The following is a 4,239-nucleotide window of genomic DNA, read 5'->3' on the forward strand; positions in this document are numbered from 1 at the left end:
ATCCATGAGATGAAGCTGATCGTTGACCTGATTTACCAGTCTGGTTTCGAGGGCATGAGATACTCCATCTCCAACACTGCTGAGTACGGCGACTACGTAACTGGTCCGAAGATCGTTACCGCAGAGACCAAGAAGGCTATGAAGCAGGTTCTGTCCGACATTCAGGATGGTTCCTTCGCAAAGGAATTCCTGCTTGACATGAGCCCGGCTGGCCGTCAGGTACACTTCAAGGCTATGCGTAAGCTGGCTGCTGAGCATCCGTCTGAGACCGTTGGTAAGGAAATCCGTAAGCTGTATAGCTGGAACAACGAGAACGACAAGCTGATCAACAACTAATCCGCTTTTGCCAATATATAAAAGAGGGACATCACATTGTGTGGTGCCCCTTTTTTATGTCAGGAGGAATCACATGAATGCAAAAACAATTGGACGGGAGTATGCTGTTTTGCTGCTGCTCGGCCTGCTAGGTATTCCCATTGGCGCGGCGATTGGTGCAGTGGATGTTTTGTTTGGGCGCGTGCTGCTGGCTGTCAGTGCCGTGCGCACAGCGCATGTCATACCATTGGTTCTGTTTTTGGCACCGATTGGCGTACTGATTGTGTGGGCGTATGCCAAATATGGCGGCATCAGCAGCAAAGGAATGTCCTTGGTGTTTGATGTCGGTCATGGAACCGAGAAAAATATCCCCCTGCGGCTGGTTCCGTTTGTCATGGTCAGCACATGGCTGACGCACTTGTTTGGCGGCAGTGCAGGCAGGGAAGGCGTTGCAGTACAGCTTGGCGCGGCAATTTCCCATGGATTCGGTAAGCGGCTGGAAGCGTATATCCCCGATGCTTCGCGCATTTTTCTAATTACCGGTATGGCGGCGGGTTTTTCTGGACTGTTTCAGACACCGATTGCCGCGACAGTCTTTGCGATGGAAGTACTGTCTGCAGGCAGTTTGGCACTTGCGGCATTGGTTCCGGCGGTGACAGCATCATTTACCGCGTGTTGGGTGTCTAGTGCCTTGGGATTGGAGAAATTTTCCGTTGCCATTTCAGCGGATATTTCGCTGAATCTGCCAGTCTTGGGAAAATTGGCAGTGCTCGGTGTGCTGTTCGGCTTGACAGGCGGTGTTTTTGCATGGGGACTGCGCCGAGCAAAAGCTTTGGCGGCACAAAAGCTCCAACATCCGCTTGTGCGCATTGCGGTCATGGGTGCTTGTCTGAGTGCTTTGCTGCTGCTGTTCCATACAGGACGGTATTGCGGCTTGGGAACGAATCTGATTTCCGCCTGCTTTTCTGGACAGACGGTGTACAGCTATGATTGGCTGCTCAAACTGGTGCTGACAATAGGCACGCTGGCGGCAGGCTATCAGGGCGGAGAGGTAACGCCGCTGTTTTCGATTGGTGCGACGCTGGGCGTGCTGTTGTCCGGTATGGTTGGACTGCCGGTATATTTGACTGCCGCGCTCGGCTATGCGGCGGTCTTTGGCAGCGCGACCAATACCGTTTTGGCGCCGGTATTCATCGGGGCAGAAGTGTTTGGTATGTCGAATTTGCCATACTTTTTTATCGTGTGTGCGATTGCATTTGCCTGCAACCGCAACGCGTCTATCTACACCAAACAGATTGTTACACCATTTTGACGGAGAACAGAAAACTTCCTGCATGAGCAAAGATAGGCGTCTTGCGAAAATACACAAAAAACAGAGGAGAAATCCTCTGTTTTCTTGCTTTTTCTCGATGATTTGCACCGGTTTGCATGTAACGTTTGGTGCATTGTTACAGATAGAACCTGAATTTTTGCCTGCGTATTTGGCATGGTATGCATTTGTTACAAATACAGTCGAAATTTAATTGGGAAGTTTGAACAATTTCGAGGTTGCATTTTTGTTGTAAATGACTATAATAAGAATTGTTAAGAGGAACGAAACAAACAGAAGAACCTCTTAACAAAAATGTTTTTTCATTTTTATTTTACCTTCCTTTTCTACTTTTTTTACTATATTGTGTGGTCTGGGATTGCTATTCTTCGTATCTCTCTATCTCTCCTTTCCTTGTTGTTGAAAGAATAGTTTCTCTCTCTTATTCCGCAGACCACAAAAAAAGATTCCGTCCAAATGGGGGACGGAATCTTTTTTTGTTTACTTTTTTTCAGCGTCCAGCGGAACCGTTTCCAATGTTTGTTCTTCGGATTCCTGCGGAACACCCTGCATCTTGTGCAGATTCTCGATGTGCTTGTCCAGAGCTTCCATCTCTGCTAGATAAGCATCGACAGCCTTTTTCTTCTGCTCATAGGTGCCTTTGGCGAACGGAATGCGCAGATGCGGCTCGGCGTATTCGCGGCTGATAAAGAAACCGGCAGCGGCACCGATGATCTGCCACCAGCCGACAGCACCCTTTGTCATGCCCAAGTCAAAGACCTGATTGATGACGCCGTATGCAATCATGCCAATGCAGAAAAAAATCAGCGTCAGATAAAAGCGCAGTGCGGGCATATTCCACAGCGTGACTTCGGTTAATTTGGGCTTTAGCGCGATGTAATCCGGATGATCGGGAAAATCCGGGTCAATCTCCGGCTGTTTTGCTTGTGTTTGCTCCGGTTCGGAAGCTGATGCAGCTTGCTCCGGCAGATCTGCGGTCAAATCCCGCAGCTTGGCTTTATCAATGTTTTTGTCGTGCATTTCGTCTTTGAGTTGACTGAAAAAGCTCATACGTATCGTCTCTCCCTATTTTTTTCAAACCAATATTGTTTCGCTATTAGTATAGCATACTGCACAAGAAATGTGTGAATAAATTGGAAATTTACCGTGGATATGCTGCGCGGTATCGCTGCATCACTTGTTCTAAGCTGTGGACACCGGTGGAAGCACCGATAGATTCAACCGAAACCGATGCGGCGGCATTGGCGAAGCGGGCACAGTCGATAAAATCTCGACCATCCAGCAGTCCGGCAAAAAATCCTGCGGCAAACGTGTCTCCGGCACCTGTCGTATCCACACAGTGCGTGTCTGGGCAGGCTGGTACTTGTACGCGCAGACCGGTTTGGTCTGCGAGCAGACAACCGTGTGCACCCAATTTGATGATGACATGTCGCGCACCGGCTGTGATGAGACGATCTGCCATGCGCATGGGATCGGATTCTTCGGTCACGGCACCTGCTTCCGCTTCATTGGCAAACAGATAATCTAACTGAGAAAACGCTGGTGTCATTTCCGGCAGGCGTTCGCCGTGTTTGGGTAAGGTCATATCTGCACAGACGAGCAGCCCTTGCTGCCGCACGCGCTGAAATAGCTGGGCGAGCTGGTTCGGGTAGATTTTTGGAAACACAAAAATGCTTGCAAAACAGAAAATAGATGCCCCGCGCAGAGATTCGATTGTGATGTCCGCAGCTTCCAACGCGCGCAGACTGCCGTGAGGATTGGTGAAAAAGCGGCGTTCTCCCTGTTTGTCTACGAGAACGACATTGACGCCGGTAGCGAGATCATCGTGTTCCTGAAAAAACGATGTGTCAATACCTGCTTGTAAACAGGTTTGTTTGATGTATGCTCCGGCATCATCGGTTCCGATGCGGGTGATGAGCCGTACTTGCTTGCCGAGACGAGATAATACCATTGCTTCGTTCATGGCGTCTCCGCCGGTCGTCAACATGATATTTTCCGCAGGAGTTGAGACACGGGAAAAAACATCCGGATCTGCCGGAACAACTGGTACATCGACAATAGCAGCACCGGCGAGAACAAGATCAGACATAAAAATACTCCTTTCCGGTTAAATGGGATTGCGCCGAAACGCAGCTGGGGTGATACCGGATTTACCGGAAAATGATGTAATAAAATTCGCTTCACTGTGATAACCGACCTGATAGGCAATTTGTTTGATAGAAAGATCGGTTGTCAGCAACAGTTCTTTGGCGGCATCAATGCGGCGCAAAGTAATGAATTCGTGCGGAGAAAAGCCTGTTTGTATTTTGAACAGACGCGATAGATGAGAAGGGCTTAAGCTGACAGAAGCTGCAATATCTGCCACAGAAATTGGTTCAAATAAATGCTGCATGATAAAATCCACGACTTGTGATACGGTATCTTTTCCGGATGGCAGTGAGGCTGTGCAGGGAAGAATGATTAATTCGCACAGCAGTCGATGAATTCGCTGCGATTGTTCCGTTTCACTCATGCGACCGGGCAGACGGAAACTGTGAATTAGCTGCATCATCATGTTTTTCGTGGCTGTAGATGACGGCGGCGTAAATGCAATA

4 protein-coding genes and 1 pseudogene are annotated in these 4,239 nt (G+C 48.9%); 2 read left to right on the plus strand and 3 right to left on the minus strand.

What is annotated here, in order from left to right:
• Positions 1–336: pseudogene (locus ACR0P9_RS08425) on the plus strand (ketol-acid reductoisomerase); the annotation flags it as partial.
• Between the two features lie 73 nt (positions 337–409).
• Positions 410–1,627, plus strand: a complete 1,218-nt coding sequence (locus ACR0P9_RS08430; RefSeq protein ID WP_432619165.1) for a chloride channel protein — start codon at positions 410–412, stop codon at positions 1,625–1,627.
• 498 nt (positions 1,628–2,125) lie between these two features.
• Here ACR0P9_RS08430 and ACR0P9_RS08435 read toward each other — a convergent pair whose 3' ends face one another.
• The 3 genes from ACR0P9_RS08435 to ACR0P9_RS08445 all read right to left on the minus strand — a co-directional run.
• Entirely contained in the window at positions 2,126–2,695 is a 570-nt protein-coding gene (locus ACR0P9_RS08435; RefSeq protein ID WP_432619167.1) for a hypothetical protein, read from the minus strand.
• A 91-nt stretch (positions 2,696–2,786) separates the two neighbouring features.
• Positions 2,787–3,734 (minus strand): carbohydrate kinase family protein, encoded by a 948-nt coding sequence (locus ACR0P9_RS08440; RefSeq protein ID WP_432619169.1) that lies wholly within the window; start codon positions 3,732–3,734, stop codon positions 2,787–2,789.
• 18 nt (positions 3,735–3,752) lie between these two features.
• The coding region (locus ACR0P9_RS08445) for a helix-turn-helix domain-containing protein (RefSeq protein ID WP_432619171.1) at positions 3,753–4,239 on the minus strand (487 nt) is incomplete at its 5' end.

It is taken from the genome of Butyricicoccus sp., from assembly GCF_050872565.1.
Classification (GTDB): domain Bacteria; phylum Bacillota; class Clostridia; order Oscillospirales; family Butyricicoccaceae; genus Butyricicoccus_A.